The sequence below is a fragment of the Streptomyces sp. NPDC058000 genome, from assembly GCF_042886435.1.
Taxonomy (GTDB): Bacteria; Actinomycetota; Actinomycetes; order Streptomycetales; family Streptomycetaceae; genus Streptomyces.
On the sequence record NZ_JBHVQS010000001.1, the window covers coordinates 453,134 to 476,631 of the forward strand.

The 23,498-nt window shown below is 70.1% G+C and carries 22 protein-coding genes and 1 tRNA gene; 8 read left to right on the forward strand and 15 right to left on the reverse strand.

Going from position 1 to position 23,498, the window contains the following annotated elements:
* Positions 1–15 precede the first annotated feature (15 nt).
* Positions 16–765, forward strand: a complete 750-nt coding sequence (locus ACFVT2_RS02150) for a class E sortase (protein WP_390010969.1) — start codon at positions 16–18, stop codon at positions 763–765.
* Positions 766–848: 83 nt separating this feature from the next.
* Here the strand turns inward: ACFVT2_RS02150 and pknB are convergent, their stop codons facing one another.
* From pknB to ACFVT2_RS02180, 6 genes are all read right to left on the reverse strand, one after another.
* Positions 849–2,852, reverse strand: a complete 2,004-nt coding sequence (pknB, locus tag ACFVT2_RS02155; RefSeq protein WP_390010970.1) for a Stk1 family PASTA domain-containing Ser/Thr kinase — start codon at positions 2,850–2,852, stop codon at positions 849–851.
* Between the two features lie 146 nt (positions 2,853–2,998).
* Positions 2,999–4,468 carry a peptidoglycan D,D-transpeptidase FtsI family protein gene (locus ACFVT2_RS02160; RefSeq protein WP_390010971.1) on the reverse strand — a complete coding sequence of 490 codons (1,470 nt, stop codon included), beginning with the start codon at positions 4,466–4,468 and terminating at the stop codon, positions 2,999–3,001.
* Positions 4,465–5,847: an FtsW/RodA/SpoVE family cell cycle protein gene (locus ACFVT2_RS02165; RefSeq protein WP_390010973.1), complete on the reverse strand. Its 1,383-nt coding sequence runs from the start codon at positions 5,845–5,847 to the stop codon at positions 4,465–4,467. The genes ACFVT2_RS02160 and ACFVT2_RS02165 overlap by 4 nt, the downstream gene beginning before the upstream one ends.
* 23 nt (positions 5,848–5,870) lie before the next feature.
* The gene (locus tag ACFVT2_RS02170) at positions 5,871–7,400 is read right to left on the reverse strand and encodes a PP2C family protein-serine/threonine phosphatase (protein ID WP_390010975.1); all 1,530 of its coding nucleotides are present in this window, start codon (positions 7,398–7,400) and stop codon (positions 5,871–5,873) included.
* Positions 7,401–7,531: 131 nt separating this feature from the next.
* A complete protein-coding gene (locus ACFVT2_RS02175) occupies positions 7,532–8,056 on the reverse strand; it encodes an FHA domain-containing protein (protein WP_390010977.1) in 525 nt (174 codons plus the stop codon).
* Between the two features lie 10 nt (positions 8,057–8,066).
* Positions 8,067–8,885 carry an FhaA domain-containing protein gene (locus tag ACFVT2_RS02180; protein ID WP_390010978.1) on the reverse strand — a complete coding sequence of 273 codons (819 nt, stop codon included), beginning with the start codon at positions 8,883–8,885 and terminating at the stop codon, positions 8,067–8,069.
* Positions 8,886–9,337: 452 nt separating this feature from the next.
* On the opposite strand from ACFVT2_RS02180, the gene ACFVT2_RS02185 reads away from it, so the two are divergent.
* Positions 9,338–9,421 (forward strand) — tRNA-Leu (locus ACFVT2_RS02185).
* A 164-nt stretch (positions 9,422–9,585) separates the two neighbouring features.
* Here the strand turns inward: ACFVT2_RS02185 and ACFVT2_RS02190 are convergent.
* Positions 9,586–10,539: a LysR substrate-binding domain-containing protein gene (locus tag ACFVT2_RS02190; protein WP_390010980.1), complete on the reverse strand. Its 954-nt coding sequence runs from the start codon at positions 10,537–10,539 to the stop codon at positions 9,586–9,588.
* A gap of 99 nt (positions 10,540–10,638) precedes the next feature.
* Here ACFVT2_RS02190 and ACFVT2_RS02195 point away from each other — a divergent pair, with 99 nt between their 5' ends.
* Positions 10,639–11,904: an MFS transporter gene (locus ACFVT2_RS02195; protein ID WP_390010981.1), complete on the forward strand. Its 1,266-nt coding sequence runs from the start codon at positions 10,639–10,641 to the stop codon at positions 11,902–11,904.
* Between the two features lie 167 nt (positions 11,905–12,071).
* Here the strand turns inward: ACFVT2_RS02195 and ACFVT2_RS02200 are convergent, their stop codons facing one another.
* Positions 12,072–12,722 (reverse strand): FMN-dependent NADH-azoreductase, encoded by a 651-nt coding sequence (locus tag ACFVT2_RS02200; protein WP_390010983.1) that lies wholly within the window; start codon positions 12,720–12,722, stop codon positions 12,072–12,074.
* A gap of 125 nt (positions 12,723–12,847) precedes the next feature.
* On the opposite strand from ACFVT2_RS02200, the gene ACFVT2_RS02205 reads away from it, so the two are divergent.
* Entirely contained in the window at positions 12,848–13,210 is a 363-nt protein-coding gene (locus ACFVT2_RS02205; protein ID WP_390010984.1) for a winged helix-turn-helix transcriptional regulator, read from the forward strand.
* Between the two features lie 52 nt (positions 13,211–13,262).
* Here the strand turns inward: ACFVT2_RS02205 and ACFVT2_RS02210 are convergent, their stop codons facing one another.
* Positions 13,263–13,697: a MarR family winged helix-turn-helix transcriptional regulator gene (locus tag ACFVT2_RS02210; protein ID WP_390010985.1), complete on the reverse strand. Its 435-nt coding sequence runs from the start codon at positions 13,695–13,697 to the stop codon at positions 13,263–13,265.
* A 181-nt stretch (positions 13,698–13,878) separates the two neighbouring features.
* On the opposite strand from ACFVT2_RS02210, the gene ACFVT2_RS02215 reads away from it, so the two are divergent.
* The 4 genes from ACFVT2_RS02215 to ACFVT2_RS02230 all read left to right on the forward strand — a co-directional run bounded on the left by ACFVT2_RS02215 (position 13,879) and on the right by ACFVT2_RS02230 (position 18,444).
* Positions 13,879–15,111, forward strand: a complete 1,233-nt coding sequence (locus tag ACFVT2_RS02215; RefSeq protein WP_390010987.1) for an ABC transporter permease — start codon at positions 13,879–13,881, stop codon at positions 15,109–15,111.
* A 309-nt stretch (positions 15,112–15,420) separates the two neighbouring features.
* A complete protein-coding gene (locus tag ACFVT2_RS02220) occupies positions 15,421–16,890 on the forward strand; it encodes a DUF2252 domain-containing protein (RefSeq protein ID WP_390010989.1) in 1,470 nt (489 codons plus the stop codon).
* Positions 16,891–17,138: 248 nt separating this feature from the next.
* A complete protein-coding gene (locus ACFVT2_RS02225) occupies positions 17,139–18,089 on the forward strand; it encodes a J domain-containing protein (RefSeq protein ID WP_390010991.1) in 951 nt (316 codons plus the stop codon).
* A 10-nt stretch (positions 18,090–18,099) separates the two neighbouring features.
* Entirely contained in the window at positions 18,100–18,444 is a 345-nt protein-coding gene (locus ACFVT2_RS02230; protein WP_390010993.1) for a rhodanese-like domain-containing protein, read from the forward strand.
* Between the two features lie 64 nt (positions 18,445–18,508).
* Here ACFVT2_RS02230 and ACFVT2_RS02235 read toward each other — a convergent pair whose 3' ends face one another.
* The 6 genes from ACFVT2_RS02235 to paaA all read right to left on the reverse strand — a co-directional run bounded on the left by ACFVT2_RS02235 (position 18,509) and on the right by paaA (position 23,369).
* Positions 18,509–19,642 carry an acyl-CoA dehydrogenase family protein gene (locus ACFVT2_RS02235; RefSeq protein ID WP_390010995.1) on the reverse strand — a complete coding sequence of 378 codons (1,134 nt, stop codon included), beginning with the start codon at positions 19,640–19,642 and terminating at the stop codon, positions 18,509–18,511.
* Positions 19,643–19,761: 119 nt separating this feature from the next.
* On the reverse strand, positions 19,762–20,808 hold the full coding sequence (gene paaE, locus ACFVT2_RS02240; protein WP_390010996.1) for a 1,2-phenylacetyl-CoA epoxidase subunit PaaE: 1,047 nt from the start codon (positions 20,806–20,808) through the stop codon (positions 19,762–19,764).
* Positions 20,808–21,305, reverse strand: coding sequence for a 1,2-phenylacetyl-CoA epoxidase subunit PaaD (paaD, locus tag ACFVT2_RS02245; RefSeq protein WP_390010998.1), 498 nt, complete (start codon positions 21,303–21,305; stop codon positions 20,808–20,810). Before paaD ends, paaE begins: the two co-directional genes overlap by 1 nt.
* Entirely contained in the window at positions 21,299–22,018 is a 720-nt protein-coding gene (paaC, locus tag ACFVT2_RS02250; RefSeq protein ID WP_390011000.1) for a 1,2-phenylacetyl-CoA epoxidase subunit PaaC, read from the reverse strand. Before paaC ends, paaD begins: the two co-directional genes overlap by 7 nt.
* Positions 22,015–22,386, reverse strand: coding sequence for a 1,2-phenylacetyl-CoA epoxidase subunit PaaB (paaB, locus tag ACFVT2_RS02255; RefSeq protein ID WP_390011001.1), 372 nt, complete (start codon positions 22,384–22,386; stop codon positions 22,015–22,017). Before paaB ends, paaC begins: the two co-directional genes overlap by 4 nt.
* On the reverse strand, positions 22,383–23,369 hold the full coding sequence (paaA, locus tag ACFVT2_RS02260; protein WP_390011002.1) for a 1,2-phenylacetyl-CoA epoxidase subunit PaaA: 987 nt from the start codon (positions 23,367–23,369) through the stop codon (positions 22,383–22,385). The genes paaB and paaA overlap by 4 nt, the downstream gene beginning before the upstream one ends.
* Positions 23,370–23,498: the final 129 nt, after the last annotated feature.

The following is a 23,498-nucleotide window of genomic DNA, read 5'->3' on the forward strand; positions in this document are numbered from 1 at the left end:
AAGGGGAGCTACGCGGTGACTGCCAGCGGAATCGACGAGGACCACGACCGGTCCGCGACGTCACCGGAGCCACGCCAGAGGTGGCAGACCTTCGCCACCGTCGTCAGCGTCATCGGTGAACTGCTCATCACGGCCGGCCTGATCCTGGGACTGTTCGTCGTCTACTCGCTGTGGTGGACCAACGTCCTCGCCGACCGCGAATCGCACAAGCAGGGCGACCAGGTCCGCAAGCAGTGGGCGGCGTCACCCCCGGAACGCCCCAAGGGCCCGGGTGAACTGGACACCAAGGACGGCATCGGCTTCCTCCACGTCCCGGCGATGGACAACGGCGACGTGCTGGTCAAGAAGGGCACCGACAGCGAGATCCTCAACGAAGGCGTGGCCGGCTACTACACCAAGCCCGTCAAGTCGGCCCTGCCGCAGGACGAGAAGGGCAACTTCACCCTCGCCGCACACCGCGACGGCCACGGCGCGAAGTTCCACAACATCGACAAGCTCAAGGTCGGCGACCCGATCGTCTTCGAGACCAAGGACACCTGGTACGTCTACAAGGTCTACGCGACGCTGCCGCAGACCTCGAAGTACAACGTGAACGTCCTCGACAAGGTCCCGGCCGAATCCGGCAAGCACAAGGCCGGCCGCTACATCACCCTCACCACCTGCACCCCCGTCTACACCTCGGAGTACCGCTACATCGTCTGGGGCGAACTGGTCCGCACCGAGAAGGTCAACGCGGACCGCACACCCCCCGAGGAACTCCGCTAGTCCTGCGGCGCGACCCGCACACGACGGAGCCCCGGCCGCCCTCCAAGGGCTGCCGGGGCTCCGTCGTACAGGCCGTACCGGTGCTAGTGCTTCTTCCCCCAGCCGAAGGGGCCGCCGAAGATGCCGCCGTCGTTGTTCCCGCCGTTGTTCCCGCCGTTGCCACCCGCGGTGGTCAGGTTCACGGTGGTCGACGCGGGGTCACCCTGGGTCCCCGGCTGCGGGTCCTGGTTGATGACCATGGCGTTGTCGTCCTGCGAACTGCCGTTCGCAAACTGGATGTTGGTGTAGCCCGCCTGCTGCAGGATCTGCTTGGCGTCCTTCACCTTCTTGCCCCGCACCTCCGGCACCTGCGTGGCCTTGCCGACCGTCAGCGTGACCGTCGAGCCCTGGGCCGCCTGCTGGTTCCCGTCCGGGCTCTGGGCAACGACCTTGCCGCTCTGTGCCGGGTCGGTCACGTTCTGGTCGGGTCCCCGCTGGACCTTGAAGCCCTGGTCGCTCAGCTGCTTGCTCGCCGCGTTGTAGTCCTGGCCCTTGACGTCCGGAACGGTCGCCTTCGGTGCCGCCTTGGCCACCGTCAGCGTGATCTGGGTGTCCTTGGTCGACTGGGACTGCGCGTCGGGACTCTGCTTCGTGACGACGCCCGGCGTCCGGTCGGACACCTCTTCCGCCTTGGTGACGTTCTGGAAGCCCTTGCCCTTGAGCTCCTGTTCCGCCTGCTCGAACGGCATGCCCTTCACATCAGGCACGGTCACCTTCACCGCACCCGAGCACATCGTCACCGTGACCGTGGCGCCCTTGTCGATCTTCGTGCCGTCCGCCGGGTCCTGCTCGGTGACCTGGCCCTTCTTGGCGTTGTCGCACTCCTTGCTGCCACCCTTGACGACCGTGAAGGAGCTGTTGTTGCCGAAGGACTTAGCGTCCGCCAGCGACTTGCCGACGAGGTTGGGCACCGAGATGCTGTTGTTCTTGTTGCCGCCGCTGAACATCGCCTTGCCGATGAAGATCGCACCGACCAGCACCAGGATCGCCGCCAGCACCAGCAGGATCGTGGAGAGGTTGCTCTTCTTCTGGCCGCCGCCCCGCCGCCGGTCCCCGCGGTCGTCGTAGCCGTAGCCCCCGTCGTCCGGGTTTATCGGCGGCAGCATCGACGTCTTCGGACCGCCCGGGTCCTGCGCCCGCAGCAGCGTCGTCGGCTGATCCTGCTCGCCGTAACCGACCGCGCCCAGCGCCGTGGTCGCCGCGACCGGCTGACCGTCCAGCGCCGCCTCGATGTCGGCCCGCATCTCGTCCGCCGACTGATAGCGGTAGTCCGGGTCCTTGACCAGCGCCTTCAGGACGATCGCGTCCATCTCCGGGGAGATCTCCGGATCGAAGGTGCTCGGCGGCTGCGGCTCCTCCCGCACGTGCTGGTAGGCCACCGCGACCGGGGAATCCCCGACGAACGGCGGCCGCACCGTCAGCAGCTCGTAGAGCAGGCAGCCCGTCGAATACAGGTCGGAGCGGGCATCGACCTGCTCACCCTTGGCCTGTTCCGGCGAGAGGTACTGCGCGGTACCGATCACCGCCGCGGTCTGCGTCATGGTCATACCGGCATCACCCATGGCCCGGGCGATACCGAAGTCCATCACCTTGACCTGGCCGGTACGGGTCAGCATCACGTTGGCCGGCTTGATGTCGCGGTGCACGATCCCGGCGCGGTGCGAGTACTCCAGCGCCTGCAGCACACCGGTCGTCATCTCCAGCGACCGCTCGGGCAGCAGCTTCCGCCCGGAGTGCAGCAGCTCACGCAGCGTCGACCCGTCCACGTACTCCATGACGATGTACGGGATCGACACCCCGTCGACGTAGTCCTCGCCGGTGTCGTAGACCGCGACGATCGACGGATGGTTCAGCGAGGCGGCCGACTGGGCCTCACGGCGGAACCGGGCCTGGAAGGACGGATCGCGGGCGAGGTCCACCCGCAGCGTCTTCACTGCCACGGTGCGGCCGAGGCGGGTGTCATGCGCGAGGTAGACCTCCGCCATGCCACCACGGCCGAGCACCGAGCCCAGCTCGTACCGGCCGCCGAGGCGACGCGGCTCTTCCATAAGCTTCTCCAGCCCTCTCCGTCAGTCCCGACCGCACCCGTGTGTGGTCCGGCGGTGTGCTGCCCGGGCATACCGTACCCGGCACGCCGTACCGGACCGGACCGGAGCCGCAACCTGATACGTGACCGGTATCGCCATGACCGGCGTCACCGCTCGCCTTCGATGACCGCCTCCATCACGCCCTTCGCGATCGGAGCGGCGAGCTTGCCGCCGGCGATGTCGTCGCGGAGGGTGTCCGACCCCTCGATCACGACCGCCACCGCGACCGGGGTCCCCTTGGCGGTCTTCGCGTACGAGATGAACCAGGCGTACGGATTGTCCTTGTTGTTCGTACCGTGCTGCGCGGTACCCGTCTTGCCACCGACCGTGACCCCGGGGATCTTGGCAGAGGTGCCCGTGCCCTCCTGGACCACGGTCTCCATGATGCTCTGGAGCTTCTGCGCGTTCTCCGGCTTCAGCGGCCGGCTCATTTCCTGCGGCGTGTGCTGCTGCACAACGTTGAGGTTCGGCGCCACCAGCTGCTCGACCATGTACGGCTTCATCAGCTTCCCGCCGTTGGCGACCGCCGACGCGACCATCGCCATCTGCAGCGGCGTGGCCCGGTTCGACGCCTGCCCGATGCCCGCCATCGCGTTCTGCGGCCGGTTGTCCTTCGGGAAGACGCTCTCCGCGGCCCGCACCGGAGTGTCGATCTTCGCGTTGTTGAAGCCGAACTTCTCCGCCTCGGCCTTCATCTTCGCGTTGCCGAGGTCCGCACTGACCTTGCCGAAGACGGTGTTGCAGGAGAGCCGCAGCGCCTCCCGCAGCGACACGTTCTCGCAGGCGATGCTGCCCTCGTTGTTCAGCGGCTGGTGCGCGGTGTCCGGCAGGATGAACGGCACCGGCGAGTCGGTCTTGGCGTCGACATCGGTGTAGAGGCCGTTCTCCAGCGCCGCGGCGGCCGTCACGACCTTGAACGTCGAGCCGGGCGGGTACGTCTGCCGCAGCGCCCGGTTCAGCATCGGCTCGTCCGGGTCGTTCTTCTTCTGCAGCGCGTTGTACGCGTCGGCGTCCTTGTTGCTCATCCCCGCGAAGGTCGACGGGTCGTACGACGGGGTGCTGGCCAGCGCCAGGATCGCCCCGGTCTCCGGGTTGAGCGCCACCACCGCGCCCTTCTTGTCCCCGAGCCCGTCGAAGGCCGCCTTCTGGGCCTTGGCGTCGAGGGTGGTCACCACGTTCCCGCCCTTCTGCTTGCCGCCGGTGAACATGTCGACCGTGCGGCTGAAGAAGAGCCGGTCATCGGTGCCGGTCAGGATCGCGTCGTTCAGCTTCTCCAACTGGTTGGAGTCGAACGCCTGCGACGCGTAGCCGGTCACCGGCGCCCACATCTTGCCGTTCTTGTAGGTGCGCTTGTACTTGAAGTCACCGATGTCCGTGGTCGTCGAACCGGTGACGGCCTTGCCGTCCACGATGATGTTGCCGCGCGGCGTGCTGTAGCGCTCGATCGCCACCCGGCGGTTGTGCGGATCGTTCTTGAGCTGGTCGCTCTGGACGAACTGCACCCAGTTCACGCGGATGAGCAGGGCAAGGACGAGCAGGCCGCAGAAGACCGCGACCCGTCGCAGGGGCTTGTTCACGGGCGGACCACCTGGGTCATCTCGGCGTCGGTGGACGGGGCGGGGGCGGGGGCGGGACGGCGCGCGGTGTCACTGATCCGGAGCAGGATCCCCACCAGCGCCCAGTTGGCGATGACGGACGAACCGCCCTGGGCCAGGAACGGCATCGTCATACCCGTCAGCGGGATCAGGCCCGTCACACCGCCCGCGACGACGAAGACCTGTAGCGCGAAGGCGCCCGACAGGCCGACGGCGAGCAGCTTGCCGAACGGGTCACGGGCTGCCAGCGCCGTACGGATACCGCGCTCGATCAGCAGACCGTACAGCAGCAGGATGCCCATCAGGCCGGCCAGGCCGACCTCCTCGCCGACGGTGGCGAGGATGTAGTCGCTCTTCGGCGCGATGCCCCGGATCAGCCGGGAGTAGCCCTGGCCGAGCCCGGAGCCGAGGATGCCGCCGGACCCGAAGGAGTACATCGCCTGTGCGGTCTCGGTGACACCGCCGTTGAGCAGCTCCAGCGGGTTGAGCCAGTTGTGGACCCGGACCTGGACGTGCGACTCGAACGTCGCGACGGCGACCGCGCCACCGCCGCTGAGCAGCAGACCGAACACGATCCAGCTGGTCCGCTCGGTGGCGACGTACAGCATCACCACGAACAGGCCGAAGAACAGCAGCGACGTTCCCAGGTCGGTCTCGAAGACCAGGATCATCAGGCTCAGCGCCCAGACCACCAGGATCGGACCGAGGTCACGGCCGCGCGGCAGGTACAGCCCCATGAAACGGCGGCTGGCCAGCGCCAGCGCGTCCCGCTTCACCATCAGGTAGCCGGCGAAGAACACCGCGATGATGATCTTCGCGAACTCGCCCGGCTGGAGCGAACCCAGCCCCGGGATCGTGATCCAGATCTTCGCGCCGTTCACACCGGGGAAGAACATCGGCGCAATCAGCAGCACCAGCGCGATCACCATCGAGATGTAGGTGTAGCGCTGGAGGACCCGGTGGTCCTTCAGGAAGATCAGGATGCCGATGAACAGGGCGACACCCAGCGTCGACCACATCAGCTGGTTCGGCGCCATCGCAGGCCCCAGCGACGGCTCCTGGTCGAGCCGCCAGATGAACACCAGCCCCATACCGTTCAGCAGCGTCGCGATGGGCAGCATCAGCGGGTCCGCGTACGGCGCCCACTTGCGGACGACGAGATGCGTCACCCCCGCCAACAGTCCCAGCCCCAGGGCGTAGCCCAGTGCCCCGGCGGGCACCGAACCGTCCTTCGCCAGACCGACGTTGACGTAGGCGAAGACCGGGATCAGCACCGCGAAGACCAGCAGGGCCAGCTCGGTGTTGCGACGGCTCGGGGCGCCGAACGTACCCACGGTCGTCGTGGTCGTTGTGCTGCTCATGAAGTCTCCGGCCCCCTACGCCCTCACTGCTGGGTGCTGCAATTCTTCTCCAGCTTCTGCTGCTCCTCGGAGGGAGTCTGGGTGGGGGTGGGTGTGGGGGTGGTGCCGGCCGTCGCGGACAGGGCGCCGGTCACGCCGTTACCGGCGGCCGTGCCCGTCTTGCCGCCGGGCTTGCCGGGCTTGCCGGTCTGGCCGTCCTTGCCCTTGGCGGCCGCGGCCGCCCGCTCGGCGGCCTCCCGCTGCTCCTTGGCCTGGCAGGCGTTGGCCTGCTTGCTGAGCTCGGTGACCTTCTCGCTGGCCTGGTTGCGGTTGTCGACCGCGATGGTCTCCTTGACCTGGTTGCGCTGGTACACCGGCAGGTACTTGAGTTCGATCTCGGGGTGGTCCTCGTCGACCGCATTCAGCTTGATCCACGCCAGGTCCTGGCTGATGCCGCGGTACAGCGCGACGTGGTCGTCCTTGGCGCCGACGAAGTACTGCGTCTGCGTCCACTGGTAGCCGGCGTACAGCCCGCCGCCGAGCACACCCAGCGCGAGCACCGTGAACAGCGACGCCTTGAGCCACTTGCCGCGTCGTCGCGGCTTGAGGAAGTCCTCGTCCGTGAACGCGCCGAACGAGCCCTGCGGCATCCCGCCGACCTCCGGGCCCCCGCTCCCGGGCGGCCCGAAGGCACCCCCCGGAGCCGGCGGGGTGTCCCGGCGGCCCAGCTCGGCGGCGCGTGCCGCCGGCGTCTGGAGCGTGCTGGGGTCGTTCAGCTGGTTCTGGTTCTCGGCGACCGCACCGACCACCACCGGGGTGTCGTTGAGCTGCCCGGCGGCCGCCTCGTTGCCGTCCACGTCCAGGACGTCGGCGACGATGCAGGTGATGTTGTCCGGCCCACCGCCGCGCAGCGCGAGCTGGATCAGCTCCTGCACCGTCTCGTGCGGCCCCTGGTAGCCGGCCAGGGTCTCTTCCAGCGTCTGGTGGCTGACGACTCCGGACAGCCCGTCCGAGCAGATCAGGTACCGGTCCCCGGCCCGGACCTCGCGGATCGACAGGTCCGGTTCGACGTGGTCGCCACTGCCCAGCGCCCGCATCAGCAGTGACCGCTGCGGGTGGGTGGTGGCCTCCTCCTCGGTGATCCGGCCCTCGTCGACCAGCCGCTGCACCCATGTGTGGTCCTGGGTGATCTGGGTCAGCAACCCGTCCCGCAGCAGGTACGCCCGCGAGTCCCCGACGTGCACCAGGCCGAGCCGCTGGCCCGTCCACAGCAGCGCGGTCAGGGTCGTCCCCATGCCCTCCAGCTGCGGGTCCTCTTCGACCATCACCCGCAGCTGGTCGTTGGCGCGCTGCACGGCGGTGCCCAGCGAGGTGAGGATGTCGGAGCCGGGAACGTCGTCGTCGAGCTGGACGAGTGTGGAGATCACCTCGGACGAGGCGACCTCACCGGCGGCCTGGCCGCCCATGCCGTCCGCGATGGCGAGCAGGCGGGGCCCGGCGTAGCCGGAGTCCTCGTTGCCCTCGCGGATCATGCCCTTGTGCGATCCGGCGGCGAAGCGCAGCGACAGACTCATGCGCACCTCACCCGTCGGCTCGGGGTACAGCCGGTCTCGTCGAGCCACACTGCCCACCCTCCGGTCGGGAGCACGCCCGGGTCCGCCGAGTGGACCGTTACGGCTCGCTCGCTCCGCTCGCTCATGTCGTACTACTTCCGCAGCTCGATGACGGTCTTGCCGATGCGGATCGGGGCTCCCAGAGGAATCGGAGTCGCGGTCGTCAGTCGGGTCCGGTCAAGGTACGTGCCGTTGGTGGATCCGAGGTCCTCGACGATCCACTGGCCGTCACGGTCCGGGTAGATCCTGGCATGCCTGCTGGACGCGTAGTCGTCGTCCAGCACGATGGTGGAGTCGTGGGCCCGCCCCAGCGTGATCGTCTGGCCCTGGAGGGCGACGGTCGTGCCGGCCAGCGTGCCTTCGGAGACCACCAGCTTGGTGGGGGCTCCGCGCCGCTGCCGGCCCGCGCCGCGGCCGCCGCTCTCCTGGCGGCGCTGCTGCTGGGGAGCGGCCTGGCGCTGGGTACGCGGTTCGGGCCCGCCGCGTCGGGCGGCGCCGCGCTGTGTGACGCGCGTGCCGAACAGATCGCTGCGGATGACCTGAACGGCCACGATGACGAACAGCCACAGTACGGCGAGGAAACCCAACCGCATGACCGTGAGGGTCAGCTCTGACATTGGCCCCGCTTCACCCTTCGGCTTGCCGGTAAACGATGGTGGTACTGCCCACGACGATCCGCGAGCCGTCGCGGAGATTAGCGCGAGTGGTGTGTTGTCCGTCCACCACGATCCCGTTGGTGGAACCCAGGTCCTGGACGGTGGGGGGCGGTCCGACCCGGATCTCGCAGTGTCGCCGGGAGACTCCCGGGTCGTCGATCCGCACGTCGGCGTCGGTGCTACGACCCAGCACCAGGGTGCCCCGTGAGATCTGGTGGCGGGTGCCGTTGATCTCGATCCAGCGCCTGGTCTGCGCGTACGGCTGCGGTCCGGCACCGGGCGCTGCCGCCCGGGGCACGGGCGGCGCACCGGGCGGTGGCGACGACGGCATGGGCGGGGCCACATGGCCGCCGGGAGGGTTCGGCGCGCCGGTGGCGCGGGCCGCCGCGGCCTGGCCGGGCCGGTCCTGGGTCGTGCTGGAGGCGAGGGTGCGGCTGCGGACGCGGTACAGGCCGGTGTCGAGATCCTCGGCCTTCTCCAGATGGACCTTGATCGGGCCCATGAAGGTGTACCGCTGCTGCTTGGCGTAGTCGCGGACCATGCCCGCCAACTCGTCGCCGAGCTGGCCGCTGTACGGGCTCAGCCGCTCGTAGTCCGGAGTGCTCAGCTCGACGATGAAGTCGTTGGGGACGACCGTGCGGTCGCGGTTCCAGATGCTGGCGTTGTTGTCGCACTCGCGCTGCAACGCACCGGCGATCTCAACGGGCTGCACTTCGGACTTGAACACCTTGGCGAAGGTGCCGTTGACGAGACCTTCGAGTCGCTGCTCGAAGCGCTTCAGTACTCCCACGGGGCACCTCCTTCCTCAGTCTTCCTCAGGGTCGCCCTGATACTGCTTACTGATCGTATCCACGCGCCGGGAAATCGGCTGGTTCCCCTTTCCTGCCTGGAGGACGAGTGTCGCCCACCACAGGGTTGCCCGGTGCCCGTCGTCGTTCCGCCGCTCTCCTCACGCCGCTTCTTGTGCACTGCGATCGTAGATGTGCCCCGTTACCAGTGTCCCGCAACCGTCGACCCGCCCGAGGGGGCGGGGGCCGACTCCGGCCAGCGCCCCGGGAGCCCTCCGGTCAACGTGCGGCGAGACCCCGGAGTGCCCCGGGCCTCCGCAGGCCCGGGACCGGGGGAAAGGCGTGTGAAGCCACCCCCACCAGCGTGCTAATGTTCTCGATGTCGGAAGGCGCTCCCGCAAGACCCGGACCGAACGGCCCGGATCGCGTGAGAGAATAAACCGGCAGCACCCATGCGCGGGTGGCGGAATAGGCAGACGCGCTGGATTCAGGTTCCAGTGCCCGAAAGGGCGTGGGGGTTCAACTCCCCCCTCGCGCACAGATGAGACCCCCGGTCTCCGGAGAAATCCGGAGACCGGGGGTCTCGCGTTTTCCCCGGAAAACCGCGCGCCCGGCACCGCACGGCACGGCCGCGACGTGAGCCCGGCCACGTGAGCCGCGCGACGTGAGTCCTACGTCACATCCCCTGCTGTGCTTGGTCGTTCACGGCGTTCGGTGGGCGGGCGAGGTGACCGCCGTCACGTCCTGCACGGCGGTGGTGAAGGCACGGACCCGGGCGGTTTCCCGTGCCGCGTGGTGCACCACACCCAGTACCGAGTCCGGAAGTCCGGTGAGCGGAACGAAAACGACGTCACGGCGCCCGTGATAGTCGGCCGTCGGTCGGCACAGCAGCATTCCGCCCCGGCCCGCCGCCGTGAGCGTCAGGCCCTCCTGGAGGGTGCTGACCCTGGGGCCGGCGGGTATGGGGCGGCCCTCAGGGGTGGCGGTGGGCGCCTGTGCGGTGCGCCAGTACACCGGCGCCGGCCCGCTCGGGGAAATCAGGGGCAGCCCGGCCAGTTCCTCGGCGCTCAAGGACGCACGGGACGCCAGGGGATGCCGCACGGACAGCGCCACCGTCTGCGGCTGGGCCGAGAACACCGGGCCCAGTACGAGATCGGGCTCGGCGACCGGGAGCAGCGTCACCGCCACGTCCACCGCACCGCTCCGCAGCGCACCGAACGGGTCGCAGAGTGGGATCTCCATGATTTCCGTGGCACACCGGGGATGCCGGGTGTGGAAGGCGTCGATGGCCCGCATGATCCGGTCGTCCACGGTCCCCTGGAAACCGACGGTGAGCCGGCCCTCGATGCCGCGGGCCGCCGTCCGGGCGCGCTCCACCGTGGCGCGCAGCGCGTCGTAGGCGGGGCGCAGGGAGGTGAGGAACTCCTCTCCCAGTGGGGTGAGGTGGACCCGGCGGCTGGTGCGGTCCACCAGGCGCGCTCCGATCCGGGACTCCAGGGAGCGCAGCAGCTGACTGATCCGGCTCTGCGAGACGTAGAGGCGTTCGCCGGTGCGGCCGAAGTGGAGCTCCTCGGACAGTACGAGGAAGCACTCCAGCTCGCGGAGTTCGAGGCCGGCGTCGCCGGCGGGTCCGGCGGGGGCGGTCGGGCCGCTCATGAGTCCCCTCTCAAGTGCGGTCGATCGATGAGTCCTGCTCATAGAAGGGTGAGGAGTCCGTCCTTGTTCCCCCGTGGCGGCGGGCGTTGGCTGGGGGCTATGGCGAAGAGCGAGAGCGCGGGGGACACCGTGACTGCTGCGGACAAGGCGAGAGACGGGCAACTGGACGCGGTGGAGGGGGAGGTGGGGCGTCTGCGGGGTGGTGGGTGGCCGGCGGTCGGGGCGTTGGCGGCGGCGACGTTCACGGTGGTGACGTCGGAGATGTTGCCGGTGGGACTGCTGACGCCGATCGGTCGGGACCTGGGGGTGTCGGACGGGACGGCTGGGCTGACGGTGACCGTCACCGGTGTGGTCGCCGCGGTCGCCGCACCGGTGTTGACGCTGCTGATCGGACGCCGGGACCGGCGCGCTGTACTGGCCGTCCTGATGGGCACGCTGACCGCGGCGAATCTCCTGGCCGCGTACGCCCCGAACGTCGTGGTGCTGTTGGTGGCTCGGGTGCTGGTGGGGCTTGGGATGGGTGGGGTGTGGGCGATTGCTTCGGGGCTCGCGGTGCGGCTGGTGCCGGAGCGGCGGGTGGCCGCGGCCACGTCCCTGATATTCAGCGGGGTCGCGGCGGCGTCCGTCCTGGGCGTACCGGCCGGTGCGTTGGTGGGTGAACTGGGCGGCTGGCGGGCGGCGTTCGTGGTGATGGCCGGTGTCTGCGCGGCGGTGGTCGTCGCGCTGGCCGTCCTGCTGCCGCCGCTGCCGACGGCCGGTGCGGTACGGCTGGGCGGGGTGTTGGGGCTGCTGCGCCGGCCTCCGGTGCGCACCGGGCTGGTCCTGGTCGCGCTCCTGGTGGCGGGGCATTTCGCGGCGTACACGTATGTGCGGCCGGTGCTGGAGGAGGTGGCCGGTGCGCGGCCCGGGCAGATCAGCACCGTGCTGCTGGTCTTCGGGGTCGCCGGGCTGGTGGGGAACTTCGTGTCCGGCGCAGGCGCGGCGCGCTCCCCGCGGGCCGCGCTGCTGGCGATCTGCGGGGTACTGGCGGCCGCGGTCCTGCTGGTGCCCCCGATGGGGCACGCCGCCGGCGTGCTGGGCGCCGCGGCCCTGGTGGCCGTCTGGGGTCTGGCCTACGGGGGCGTGTCGGTCAGTACCCAGACCTGGCTGATGGCGGCCGCACCGGATGCCCGGGAGGCGGCCTCGGCACTGTTCGTGGCGGTGTTCAACGCGGCCATTGCCCTGGGTGCGCTGGTCGGCGGGCGGGCCGCGGACGGCTGGGGGAGCGACGGCGTGATCTGGCTGGGCGGCGCGCTCGCGGTGGGTGCGCTGTCGACCGTGGCGTTGGGCCGGGGCCCGGCCCGGGGAGCCGTGGCCGCGGGGTGAGGTGAACGGGGCGCAGGCCCGGGGTGCGGAACTACCGGCCGGAGGGCCGCGCAGCCACCGCTCCCGGGCCGTGCTTCTCGGCCCGGGAGCGGTGGTGCCGTGGTTGCCGGACGGGGCTGGACCGACCCGGTCCGGATGAGGCTCCCGTCAGGCGACGCGGTGTCCGCTCAGGCAGACAGGCGCGCGACCAGTTCCTTGGCCTTGGCCTCCGCCTGCTCGTGGGCCTTGGCGCGGGAGGTCTCGAACAGCGGGACCAGCTCGGCCATCGCCGGGTTGCTGGGGGCCATGGTCAGCTCCGGCACGATGAACTCCACGTCGAGGCCGAAGGCGCCGTTCAGGACGGCCTCCAGGTAGTTCTGGACGTACTCGAAGGGCTCGCGCGGGGTGCCCGGCGCGTAGGAGCCGCCGCGGCTGGCGACCACGATGACCGGCTTGCCCTTGACCGACGCGTTCTCGCCGGCGGTGCGGCCCATGATGATCGCCTGGTCGAGCCACGCCTTGAGGGTCGAGGGGATCGTGAAGTTGTACATGGGCGCGCCTATGACGATGGCGTCGGCCTGCTCCAGCTCCTCGGCCAGCTGGGTGCGCAGCGCGAAAGCGGCCTGCTGCTCCGGGGTGTGGGTGGCCGGGTCGGAGAAGCCGGCGGAGGCGGCGACGCCGTCGAGGTGCGGCAGCGGGTCGGCGGCCAGGTCGCGGTGGATGACGGTGCCGTCGGGGTGCTGCTCCTCCCAGGTCTTGCGGAACGCCGCGGTCACAGAACGGGACGCGGAGCCGCCCTCGGGGAAGACGGAGGAGTCGATGAGCAGGAGCGTGGCCATGGGGATCGGTCCTTCGCTAGGTGGCCGGGCGGGACCGACCACTAGTTGAATTCCGTACGTCACTATTCATAGCACAGGAACTTACTTTTCTGCAGTAGCCAACGGGAAGGCGGTACCCTGGGTGCATGGTGGACCACAGCGAGGCGACGTGTAGACGGGTCGACGACGGTATGACGCGCGTCTTCGAGCTGTTCGGGAAGCGCTGGACGGGCCTGATCGTGGCCACCCTCATGCCCGGCCCCGTGCACTTCGCGGACCTGCGGCGCGCCATCCCCGGCATCAGTGAGCGGATGCTCTCCGACCGCCTGATGGAACTGGCGGCGACCGGTCTGGTCGTCCGCGAGGTCGACGCCGGGCCACCGCTGCGGGTCTCCTACCGGCTCACCGAAGCCGGCCGCGCCATGGAGCCCGCGCTCAAGGAGCTGGGCCGCTGGGCCGAGACCTACCTCGCTGACGGGGGGCAGTGCCCGGAGCGCTTCCGGAAGTAGGGGGAGGGCGCTGCGGCGGCGCAGTGCGGGGCGCGCTGCCGCCCCGGCGCGGTCAGCCGAGGCGCTCCTGGGCGGCGTTGTAGCGCACCAGGTACGAGGCGAAGCGGTCGAGATCCTCCCCGTTCCAGTCGGCGAGCCGCTCGTGGAACGCCTGGCGGCGGCTGGCGGTCACGTTGGCGAGCACCTGGGCGCCCTCCTTGGTGGGGTGCAGGACCTGGACGCGGTGGTCGTCCGGATCGATGCGCCGCTCGACGAAACCGAGTTTCTCCAGCGCCGCGATTTGCCGGCTGACCGTGGACTTGTCCAGGTAGTAGTGCGCCGCGAGGTCGGTGGCGCGGCATCCCTGCTGGTCATCGAGGTGTGCGAGCAGGGTGTAGGAGACCAGGGAGAGCTCGGGGTGCATCCGGGCGGCGGTCGCGCGGGCGCGCCGGGCGAACGCGGTCATCTCCTGCTGGATGGTCTCGACGGAGTCGTCGCGGTGGGTCACGGAGTTGCCTTTCGGTGAACTAGTTGTATAGTACAACGTGGCATGAGAGTTGTAATAGCCAACTACTGGTGGGCGGCTGTCCGCCCCAGCCACCGGAGCCACCCCCCTGGCCACAGCTGAACGACGACGACCGGACCGCCGACCCCACCGGCCCCCGGACGACTACTGAGAAGGCTTGCCCATGACCGCGGACCGACGACGTCCCGACCACCACAGCGACCACCGAAGCGACCGGCACCCCGCCCGGCGCGCCGACCTGCGCCACGTGGTGACACACCTGATCACCCCGCTCCTGATGTGCATCGGGATGGGACTCGCCTACCTCGGCGCATTCGCCAACCCCTCACCGCACCACCTGCCCGTCGCCATCGTCGGAACCGGCACGCACGCGCAGGTCCTCGCCCAGACGATCAACGACACCGCACACGGCGCACTCGAAGCACGCACCGTCCCCGACCGGGCCACCGCCGACGACCAACTGAAGAAGCAAGAGATCTTCGGCGCGTACCTGGCCGGCGGGAACAACCCCACGGGCACCGGCAGCAAGGCGACCGCGGCCCCCTCCGGCGGCGCCGGCACACAGCGCACCCCCGAACTCCTGGTGGCCACCGCCGGATCCGACACCAGCGCCACCGTCGTCCAGAAGGTCTTCACCCCGCTCGCCGCCCAACAAGGCGCCCCGCTGAAGGTCACCGACGTCGCCCCGACCGCCGAGAACGACCCCACCGGACAGGGCATCTTCTTCCTCCTGGTCGCCATCAGCATCGGCTCCTACGCCTCGGTCGCCGTGATCGGCGGCGCCGGCGCCGTCCTTCCGATGCGGCTCCGCGCCACCCTGGCGATCGGCACCTCCTTCATGGTCAGCATCATCGGGACACTCTTCGCCGGACCGGTCTTCCACCTCGTCGACCACGGCCTGTGGGCCCTGTGGAGCATGGCCTGGCTGTACTCCGCCGGCATCCTGCTCATCGGCACCGGCCTGCACACCTTCCTCAAGCGCTGGACGACGCTCGGCGTCATGACGCTGTTCGTGATGCTCAACTTCACCTCCTCCGGCGGCATCTTCCGCCCCGAGATGCAAAACGGCTTCTTCGCCGCCCTGCACTCCTTCTGGAACGGCGCCGGCTTCGTGGAAGGCACCCGCAGCCACGTCTACTTCGACGACCACGGCCTCGCCGGACACGTCTGGACCCTCGTGGGATGGCTGCTCGTCGGCCTGCTGATGATCGGCGTAGCCGCACTCGCCGAGAAGCGGCGGCGCACCACCGAAGCCGAAGCGGTCGCCAACGCCGGCGCCGTGGCCGCCGCCGCAGTGGCGGCCACCGTGCCCGAACGCGCCCCCGGACGGGCCGCAGTACAGACAGAAGCGGAAGCGGAGATGGAGGAGGAGATGGAGGAGGCCGTGGGGGTGTAACTGGCGCGGCGGGTGCGGGTGCGGCTTCTTCCCTTTGGCTTCGGCTTCCTTGTGGGGCTTGTTGTGGGGATCGGGGGCTTCGGCGGGACCTTTGCGCTCCTGGTGCCGCCTGGCGTCCGGATCCGCGGCCCTGTTCCGCCTCCGAAAGTTATCCACAGGCCCGGCGGACACCGGACAGATATCGGTAACGTCATTGATCGGCGAGCCGGATCGACCGGTGAGCCGGACGGATGCGGGGGATGCCGGTGTGCCAGCGCACACCCGGGATGCCGCGCGAAACCAGGGTCGTGAAGGGGGAGGTGGCCCGCCGTGTCGCGTGTGCCATACGTACCGGGGTTCGCACGGGCGGACGAGGAAGGACCATCGGCCAAGGACGTGGGCCGGGCACTGCGGGAGCAACTACCCCGCGGCGAGCAGGCGGCTCTGCGGATCGCCGCCGGGCGGCCCGACGCGGTGGCGTCGGTCGAGGAATCCAACGCCGGGCGACTGCCCGAACTGACGCCCATACGGGTCGGACGGATGGCCGCCAGCCCCTTCGCGTTCCTCCGCGGCTCGGCCGGACTCATGGCTCACGACCTGGCGGAAAGCCCCGTCACGGGAATCGGGGCCCAGATCTGCGGCGACGCACACGCCGCGAACTTCGGCCTCTACGCCGACGCCCGCGGCGGCCTGGTCATCGACCTCAACGACTTCGACGAGACCGTCCACGGCCCCTGGGAATGGGACGTCAAACGGCTCGCGACCTCAATAGTCCTGGCCGGCCGGGAAGCGGGCGGCAGCGAAGATGCCTGCCGGGCCGCGGCCCAGGACGCCGCCGGCGCCTACCGACGCACCATGCGGCTGCTCGCCAAGCTCCCCGTGACCGAGGCGTGGAACGCCATCGCCGACGAAGAACTGGTCTCGCACACCGATGCCCGGGACCTACTGGGCACACTGGAGCGGGTCGAGGCCAAGGCACGCAAGAACACCAGCGCGCGCTTCGCGGCGAAATCCACCGAGCGCGGACCGGACGGCGGCCTCCGCTTCGTGGCCGCGCCACCGGTGCTGCGCCGGGTGCCGGACGCGGAGGCGGCGGCAGTCGCCTCGTCACTCGCCGACTACCTGGAAACCCTCCCCGAGGACCGGCTGCCGCTGCTGGCCCGGTACGCCGTGCACGACGTCGCCTTCCGCATAGTCGGGACCGGCAGCGTCGGACTGCGGTCATACGTGGTGCTGCTGCTGGACCACCGTGGCGAGCCCCTGGTCCTCCAGGTGAAGGAGGCCCGCCGCTCCGTACTGGCGCCCTACGTGACCAAGGCCGGCTTCCCCGCACCTCCGGCGGAACACGAGGGACGACGCGTGGTGCTCGGCCAACGCCGCATGCAGGTCGTCAGCGACCTGCTGCTGGGATGGACGACGGTGCGAGCGGGCACGACGGACGGCATACCCGGCAGAACCGGGGACGAACGGCAGGCCGGCACGGAGGCACCGGACGGTCCGGGCACCGGACTGCCCTTCCAGGTACGGCAGTTCCGGAACCGCAAGGGCAGCGTCGACCCGGCCCAGCTGACCGGCGGGCAGCTCGACGACTACGCCCGGATGACCGGCGCGCTCCTGGCCCGCGCCCACGCCCACAGCGCCGACCCACGCATCGTGGCCGGCTACTGCGGCAAGGGCGAGGCGCTCGACGAGGCGATAGCGGCCTTCGCGGTGGCCTACGCGGAGCGCACGGAAACAGATCACGCGGACCTGGTCGCGGCGATCCGCAGTGGACGAATTGCGGCGGAGAGCGGGGTTTGAGGGGAGCTTTTTGGGGGGTGGTGGGTGGGGAGGGGCGGGGGGAGGGGGCCCGAGGAGCGTGTGGAATGCGGGCCCTCCCACCCCACCCAACGGCCACAGCAGGCCGCTCGCCGCACCGCCCAGGCTCCCGGGGCGCTCTGTCCTGCCCCGCCCCCCCGCCCTGCCGTACCCGGGCTCCCACCTCATCCCACCCACATGCCCCAGGTGCGGCCCGGTGCCCAGTTCCCGTAGGGCCGTACGCTGACCGGGTGACGAACTCGCACGCGGAGAACGCGCAGGACGGCCAGGACCGACCGGACGTACCGGGGGCACCCGGCGCCCCGGCCGAACCGGGGGCGGCGGATGCCCGCGGGGAGGTGCCGGGGGCGGAGTGGGGCGGCGGGGGTGCCGCTGCTTCCGGTGGGAGCCCGGAGGGGGCGGGCGGTGACGAGGCGACGCGACGGTTGGCGAAGGCCGTGTTGGCGGCCGAGCAGGCCCTGATCGAGTTCGAGATCGCGGTGGAGACCTTCCGGGTGGAGGTGGAGAACTTCTCCCGGTTGCACCACCAGCGGCTTGGCCCCGTGTACGCGCGGCTGGACGAGCTGGATGCGCAGATCGCGGAGGCCGTGGCGGCGCGTACCGGCGACCCCGAGGACATCCGTAAGGCCCGCGCGGCACGTGCGTCGGTGATGCCGATGCCGGAGGTGGAGGAGCTGTTCCACGGTTGGCTCGGGTCGGAGGGGCTGTTCCCTGAGGCGCAGGCGATGCTCACGGACCAGCCGGTTCAGCCGCCGCCGAAGGTTCGGCCCAGCGAGGAGGCCCGCAAGATCTACCGGGATCTGGTGCGTCGGGCGCATCCGGACCTGGCACGGGACGATGCGGAGCGGGCCCGGCGGGACGGGTTCATCGCGCGGGTCAACGCTGCGTACGGGCGGGGCGACGTGGCGTTGCTGTGGGAGCTGGTGCGGGAGTGGGAGGCCGGTCCGGCGCCTGTCGAGCGGCGGCCGAGTGAGAGCGAGGAGCTCTACGCCCGGCTGGAGTGGCTGGCCGAGCGCAAGGAGCTGCTGGCTTCCGTCGCTGCGGATCTGGAGGGCAGCGCGATCGGCGCGATGATCAAGATGGCGCCGGATGATCCGGACAGCCTGCTGGACGAGATCGCCGAGAAGCTGCTGGCCGATGTCCGGGAGCGCGAGGCGTACCTCGCTCAGCTGGTCGGGTAGCGTCGGGAGTATGCATTTTGGTTCTGTGCCCACGGTCGGTGTCGATGCCCTCACGCCCGAGGACTTTCTCCTGGACGTCCGTGAGGACGACGAGTGGGAGGCTGGGCACGCCCAGGGCGCGCTGCACATCCCGATGAGTGAATTCGTCGCCCGTTATGGGGAGTTGACGGAGGCTGCGCCCGAGGACGGCAAGATCTATGTGCTGTGTCGGGTCGGTGGTCGATCGGCTCAGGTGGCGCAGTATCTGATCCAGCAGGGCGTCGACGCGGTGAATGTCGCGGGCGGTATGCAGGCGTGGGAGGCGGCCGGGCGTCCGGTGGCGGACGGTAAGGGCGGCGTGGGGACGGTCATCTAGGTCAGCGGGGTCGGGGCTTCCCCGTAGGCGCTGCCCTTTGGGGCGTTGCCGTTCCGCTGGTGTGTCAACTGAGCGGGTGTGCGGCGAGGAGTTCGCCGAGTGCTTCTTCGTGGGCGGCTGCGGGGCCCAGGGAGAGTTCGAGTTGCTTGGCCCAGGCGTGGTAGCGGTGCAGCGGGTAGTCGGTGTCGGTGCCGAAGCCGCCGTGGAGGTGCTGGGCGGTCTGGACGACGCGGCGGACGCCTTCGGAGGCCCAGATCTTGGCGACCGCGATGTCCCCGGTGGGCGGTAGGGGGCCCGCTGCTCCGGTGGTGAGGCGCCAGGCTGCCTGCCAGAGGGTGGCCTCCATGGCGCGCAGGTCGATGTAGCGGTCGGCGGCCTGGATGGCGACGGCCTGGAAGGTGGCCAGGGGGAAGCCGAACTGTTCGCGGTTCCCGGTGTAGTCGCTGGTCATGGTCAGGACACGTTCGCCGAGGCCCAGTGCGAGTGCGCAGGTGCCGGTGGTGAGCAGGTCGCGCAGGGTGTCCCAGGCGGCCGGGTCGGTGAGTGTGTCCCGGGCGTCGATGCGTACGGAGTCGAGATGGGCCTCGGCGTAGCGCTCGCCGTTGGTGGATGTCTGTTCGTTGAGGGTGAGGCCGGGGTGGCTCCGGGGGACGAGCGCGAGGAGGGCGCTGCCGTCGGGGGTGTGGGCGGGGAGCAGGATCCGGTCGGCGGTGCGGGCCCAGGGGATGGCGGTATGGGTGCCGTCGAGGGTCCAGGTGGTGCCGTCCTGGCGGGCGGTGACGGCGAGTTCGGCCGGGTCGTGGCCGGTGCGGCCGCTGGAGGCGGCGGTGATGACGAGGTTGCCGGTGGCGATCTGCGGCAGTACGTCGGCTCGTAGGTCGTCGGGTGCGTGTTTCTGGAGGGTGTGCGCGGTGGCGTAGCACTCCAGGAGGGGGACGCGGGCGAGGACCTTGGCGGATTCGCGGAGGACGAGGCAGAGGGCGATCGGGTCGAGGCCCGCGCCGCCGTGCTCGGGTGCGATGGGGAGGCCGAGGAGGTCGGCGTCGGCGAGTGTTCGCCACAGAGGGCGGTCGAAGTCGTCGGCGACGGGGCCGTGGGTGAGTGCCGGGCTGGGGACGCCGTCGGGGGTGACTGCTGAGAAGACGCCTTGTGCCGTTTCGATGGCGGCCTGTTGTTCTTCGGTGAAGGTGAAGTCCACTGGTCCGGCCTCCCGCGTCGCGCCGTCGGAATCCGACGTGTGAGATCTGACGAGGCGTCAAGGTAGAACATGTTGCAGGAATTGGGAATGGCGCGGACGTGGACGGCACCGGGTGGCTGTCAGCGGTCGAAGTCCAGCTCGACCTTTTCCGTGGCCGGGTGGGACTGGCAGGCCAGCACATATCCGGCGTCGACCTCGTCGGCCTCCAGGGCGAAGTTGCGGTCCATCCGGATGTCGCCGGAGACCAGGAAGGCGCGGCAGGTGCCGCAGACGCCGCCCTTGCAGGCGTAGGGGGCGTCCGGGCGGTTGCGGAGTACGGCGTCCAGGAGGGATTCGCCGTCGTGGACCGGCCAGGTGCCGGAGCGGCTGTCGAGGGTGGCGGTCACCGTGCTGTGTGCGGGCGCGGTGGTGGCGGGGGCGGGGGCCGCGGCGCCGTTGTCTATGTGGAAGATCTCTTCGTGGATGCGGGTGCGTGGCACGCCGAGGGTGCGCAGTGCCCGTTCGGCGCCTTGGACGAGGCCGAAGGGGCCGCAGAGGAACCAGCCGTCGACGGTGTCGGTGTGGAGCAGCGCGGGCAGCAGGGTGTGCAGGCGTTCCTGGTCGAGGCGGCCGGAGGGGAGGCCGGTCTGCCGTTCCTCGCGGGAGAGCACGTGTACCAGTTGGAACCGTTGCGGATAGCGGTCCTTGAGGTCGGCCACCTCCTCCAGGAACATCGTGGAGGCCGTGGTGCGGTCGCTGCGGATCAGGCAGAAGCGGGCGTCCGGTTCGCGGGCGAGCAGGGTGGTGACGATGGAGAGCACCGGGGTGATGCCGCTGCCGCCGACGATGCCCACGAACTGGCCGGGGCGGGGGGCGAGGGTGAAGCGACCGGCCGGGGCCATGACGTCGACGGTGTCGCCGACGGCGAGTTCTTTGAGGGCGTAGGTGGAGAAGGCGCCGTTCTCGACCAGGCGGATGCCCACCCGCAGGACGGGGTTGTCGGTGGCGGGGGTGCACAGGGAGTAGGTGCGGCGGATCTCCTGGCCGTCGATCGTTCTGCGCAGTGCGATGTGCTGCCCGGGGGTGTGTCGGAAGGTCGTGCGGAGTGCGGGCGGGACCGTGAAGGTGACGGCCACTGCGTCGTCCGTGAGCCGCTCGATCTCCCGCACCTGGAGCGGGTGGAACATCACAACTCCTTGAAGTGGTCGAAGGGTTCGCGGCAGGACTCGCAGCGGCGCAGCGCCTTGCAGGCCGTGGAGGAGAACCGGCTGAGCAGGGTGGTGTCGGTGGATCCGCAGTGCGGGCAGCGGATGGTGAGGTCGACGGTGACCGGTCCGCTGGTCGGTCCGGTGGGGCGGGGCGGGGCGATGCCGAACGCGGCTAGTTTCCGGCGGCCTTCTTCGGTGATGGCGTCGGTCGTCCATGGTGGGCTGAGGACGGTGCGGACCTCGACCTGGGGTATGCCGTGGTCGTGGAGGACGCGTTCTATGTCGGCGGACATCGCTTCGATGGCGGGGCAGCCGGTGTAGGTGGGGGTGAGGGCCACCTCGACGCGGTCGGGGGCGGCGAGTCGTACCTCGCGCAGGACGCCGAGTTCGGCGAGGGTGAGGACGGGCAGCTCGGGGTCGGGAACGGAGCCGGCGAGGGCGCGGAGCTCCGCTTCCAGGGCGGTCGCGGTCACCATGTCGCCCCCGGGTGGCTGCGGTGGAGGTGCTGCATTTCGGCGAGCAGCCGGCCGAAGGGTTCGGTGTGCAGTCCTTGGCGTCCGCCGCCAGCGGTCCAGGCGCCGTGTTGGGGGCCTTCGGGGACGGTGAGGGTGGCGCGCTCCAGGGTGGTGGTGATGCGGGTGGTCCACTCGGCGCCGAGGGCCTGCCAGGGGACGTTCTCCAGTCCGTCGACGGGGGCGAGGAGTTCGCCGGTGAACCGCCAGAGGGCGTCCAGGGCGCGCTGCATCCGGGTGTGGCTCTCGTCGGTGCCGTCGCCGAGGCGCAGGGTCCATTGTTCGGCGTGGTCGCGGTGGTAGGCGGTCTCCTTGACGGCTTTTCCGGCGAGTGGCGCCAATGCGGTGTCGGTGGTGGCGAGGTGGTCGTAGAGCAGCTCTTGGTAGGTGGAGAAGTAGAGCTGGCGGGCGATGGTGTGGGCGAAGTCGCCGTTGGGTTGCTCGACGAGCTGGAGGTTGCGGAACTGGCGTTCCTCGCGGAGGTAGGCGAGTTCGTCCTCGTCGCCGACGAGGGAGAGCAGGATCCGGGCCTGGCCGAGGAGGTCCAGGGCGATGTTGGCGAGTGCGACTTCCTCTTCCAGGACGGGGGCGTTGCCCGCCCATTCGCCGAGGCGGTGGGAGAGGATCAGCGCGTCGTCTCCGAGGGGGAGGGCGGGGGTGGCGGTGTGCGGCGTCACAGGTGGTGCACCCCCTCCGGGATCTCGTAGAAGGTCGGGTGGCGGTAGGGCTTGTCGCCGGCCGGTTCGAAGAAGGTGTCCTTCTCGTCCGGGGAGGAGGCGGTGATCTGGGTGGAGGGGACTACCCAGAGGGAGACGCCTTCGGAGCGTCGGGTGTAGAGGTCGCGGGCGTTGCGCAGGGCCATCTGGGCGTCGGGGGCGTGCAGGCTGCCGGCGTGGGTGTGGGACAGGCCGCGGCGGCTGCGGACGAAGACCTCCCACAGGGGCCAGTCGGCGGGGCCGGTGGTGGCCGCGGCGTTTGCCGTGCTGCTGGGCTGGGGCGTGCCGGCGGGTGGGGCCGGGACGTGGGTGGGGTGTGGTGTGGTCATCGGGCCGCCTCCTCCTGGTCGGTGCCGGTGTGCGGCGTCGTGCGGGCCGGGTGTTTGGCGGCGTGTGCGGCGGCGGCTTCGCGTACCCAGGTGCCTTCTTCGTGGGCGCGGCGGCGGCGGCCGATCCGTTCGTCGTTGCAGGGGCCGTTGCCCTTGAGGACTGCGCGGAATTCGGTCCAGTCGATGGGGCCGAAGTCCCAGTGGTCCCGTTCCTCGTTCCACCGGAGGTCGGCGTCGGGGAGGGCCAGGCCGAGGGCTTCGGCCTGGGGGACGCAGATGTCCACGAAGCGTTGGCGCAGTTCGTCGTTGGAGTGGCGCTTGATCTTCCAGGCCATGGACTGCGCGGAGTGGGCGGATTCGTCGTCGGGCGGGCCGAACATCATCAGTGAGGGCCACCACCAGCGGTTGACGGCGTCCTGGGCCATGGCGTGCTGGGCCTCGGTGCCGCGGCTGAGGGCGAGCAGGAGCTCGTATCCCTGGCGCTGGTGGAAGGACTCTTCCTTGCAGATGCGGACCATGGCGCGGGCGTACGGGCCGTAGGAGCAGCGGCACAGGGGGACCTGGTTGGTGATCGCGGCGCCGTCCACGAGCCAGCCGATGGCGCCGACGTCGGCCCAGGTCAGGGTGGGGTAGTTGAAGATCGAGGAGTATTTCTGGCGGCCGCTGTGGAGCTTGTCGAGGAGTTCGTCGCGGCCGGTGCCGAGGGTTTCGGCGGCGCTGTAGAGGTACAGGCCGTGTCCGGCTTCGTCCTGGACTTTGGCCATGAGGATCGCTTTGCGGCGCAGGGAAGGCGCTCTGGTGATCCAGTTGGCTTCCGGCTGCATGCCGATGATCTCGGAGTGGGCGTGCTGGGCGATCTGGCGCACCAGTGAGGCGCGGTAGTCGTCCGGCATCCAGTCGCGTGGTTCGATCCGCTCGTCCGCGGCGATGGTGGCGTCGAACAGGGCTTCGTGGCCCGTGTCCTCCGGCGCGATCGTCGTCATGTGATGCCCCCTCCTCCCGACCGACCGATCGTTCGGTTCAATGGTGAGTGGGAGGGCCGCGGGTGTCAAGCCTGTGGATAACCAGCGGAAGGTGTGCCCGGGGCGGCCGCATAGGTACGGTTCCGGGGC